The organism is Citrobacter sp. wls757 (assembly GCF_005280935.1).
In the GTDB taxonomy this organism is placed as follows: Bacteria; Pseudomonadota; Gammaproteobacteria; order Enterobacterales; family Enterobacteriaceae; genus Citrobacter; species Citrobacter portucalensis.
On record NZ_SZWU01000038.1, the window covers coordinates 37,381 to 39,716 of the forward strand.

General features: G+C 55.3%; 1 protein-coding gene. It reads left to right on the plus strand.

Going from position 1 to position 2,336, the window contains the following annotated elements:
- On the plus strand, window positions 1-1,978 hold a 1,978-nt coding region (locus FDW94_RS10310; RefSeq protein WP_249358398.1), incomplete at its 5' end, for a primase-like DNA-binding domain-containing protein.
- Between the last annotated feature and the right edge of the window lie 358 nt (window positions 1,979-2,336).

The window sequence follows — 2,336 nt, forward strand, 5'->3', positions numbered from 1 at the left end:
GCTCATGGAGAAAACCCGACCGGCCACCGGCAATGCCTACCTCACCCGCAAGGGTTTCCCCGTTCTGGAATGTCTGACGCTCACCGTCATGCATAAAACCGGCGGCGTGACGTTCCGCGCCGGTGATGTGGTTGTCCCGCTGCATGAGGATACCGGCGCACTGGTTAACCTTCAGCTTATCAATGCTGACGGTCTCAAACGCACCCTGAAAGGCGGTCAGGTCAAAGGGGCATGTCATGTCATCGAAGGGAAAAAACAGGCCGGAAAACGCCTGTGGATTGCAGAGGGTTATGCGACCGCGCTCACCGTGCATCACCTGACCGGCGAAACCGTCATGGTGGCGCTGTCCTCCGTAAACCTCCTTTCTCTGGCGAGCCTTGCCCGTCAGAAGTCCCCGGCCTGTCAGATTGTGCTCGCTGCCGACCGTGACCTTAACGGCGACGGCCAGAGTAAAGCCGCTGCGGCCGCAGATGCCTGTGAGGGCATTGTTGCCCTGCCGCCGGTGTTCGGTGACTGGAATGATGCGTTTATACAGTACGGCGAGGAAGCCACGCGCAAAGCCATTTATGACGCAATCCGGCCTTCGGCACAAAGTCCGTTTGATACCATGAGCGAGGCGGAATTTACCGCCATGAGCGCCAGCGACAAGGCCTTGCGGGTGCATGAGCATTACGGCGAAGCGCTGGCGGTGGATGCGAACGGCCAGCTCCTGTCCCGCTATGAAAACGGCATCTGGAAAAATATCCCTGCCGCCACTTTTTCACGGAATGTGGCTGATTTATTCCAGCGCTTACGCGCCCCGTTCTCGTCGGGGAAAATCGCCTCGGTGGTGGAGACCCTGAAGCTGATTATTCCGCAGCAGGATACACCGGCGCGTCGTCTGATTGGCTTTCGCAACGGGGTACTCGATACCCAGAGCGGCGTATTCAGCCCACACCACAAATCACACTGGCTGCGCACGCTGTGCGACGTGGATTTCACTCCGCCGGTGGAAGGGGAAACGCTGGAGACTCACGCGCCGAACTTCTGGCGCTGGCTCGACCGTGCGGCCGGTAAAAGTCCACAAAAACGCGACGTGATACTGGCTGCGCTGTTTATGGTGCTGGCGAACCGCTACGACTGGCAGCTCTTTCTCGAAGTCACCGGTCCGGGTGGTAGCGGCAAAAGTATTCTCGCCGAAATTGCGACCCTGCTTGCCGGGGAAGATAATGCCACGTCAGCCGATATCGACACACTGGAAGACCCGCGCAAGCGTGCCTCCCTGATTGGCTTTTCGCTTATCCGACTGCCTGACCAGGAAAAATGGAGTGGTGACGGCGCAGGGCTTAAGGCCATCACCGGCGGCGATGCGGTCTCGGTTGACCCGAAATATCAGAACCCGTACTCAACACATATTCCGGCAGTGATTCTGGCCGTGAACAACAACCCGATGCGCTTCACCGACCGCAGCGGCGGTGTGTCACGTCGCCGGGTGATTATTCACTTCCCGGAACAGATTGCGCCGGAGGAACGCGACCCGCAGCTCAGGGATAAAATTGCGCGCGAGCTGGCCGTCATTGTGCGCCAGCTTATGCAGAAGTTCAGCGATCCGATGACCGCCCGTGCACTGCTCCAGTCGCAGCAGAACTCCGACGAGGCACTCAGCATCAAGCGCGATGCTGACCCGACGTTTGATTTTTGCGGCTATCTGGAAATGCTGCCGCAGACCAACGGGATGTTTATGGGCAATGCCAGCATTGTCCCGCGTAATTACCGTAAATATCTCTATCACGCGTATCTGGCCTATATGGAGGCTAACGGGTACAGGAACGTGCTCAGCCTGAAGATGTTCGGGCTGGGGCTGCCCATGATGCTGAAAGAGTACGGCCTGAATTATGAGAAGCGGCACACAAAGCAGGGGATACAAACCAATCTGTCGCTGAAAGAGGAAAGCTACGGCGACTGGCTGCCGAAGTGCGACGACCCCGCAGCAACATAACCTCACTCAGACCGGCAACAGCCGGTCTTTTCCTTTCTGACCATTGCCACAAGGTGAATAATCCACTGTTCACCCTTCACCGTATATTCACCCTGTATCACCATGAATTTATTGATAAAAAACCAGAGGTGAACAGTGTGAACAGTTAAATGCAAAAAAACTTTTTTTTGATGCGTTCCATTCAAAAAAACAGGTTTGCAAAACCAAAGTAAACACTACAGCAAATCGCCATTGGTATACGCTTAGGTATACCACTGAAAGTTGAATTGATAAATATCCAATAAAATCAAAATATTGAGAAACATTTTCAGACTCCGCCAGCCCACCAAACACCGGTGAAAGCCCTCAGCGCAAGCTG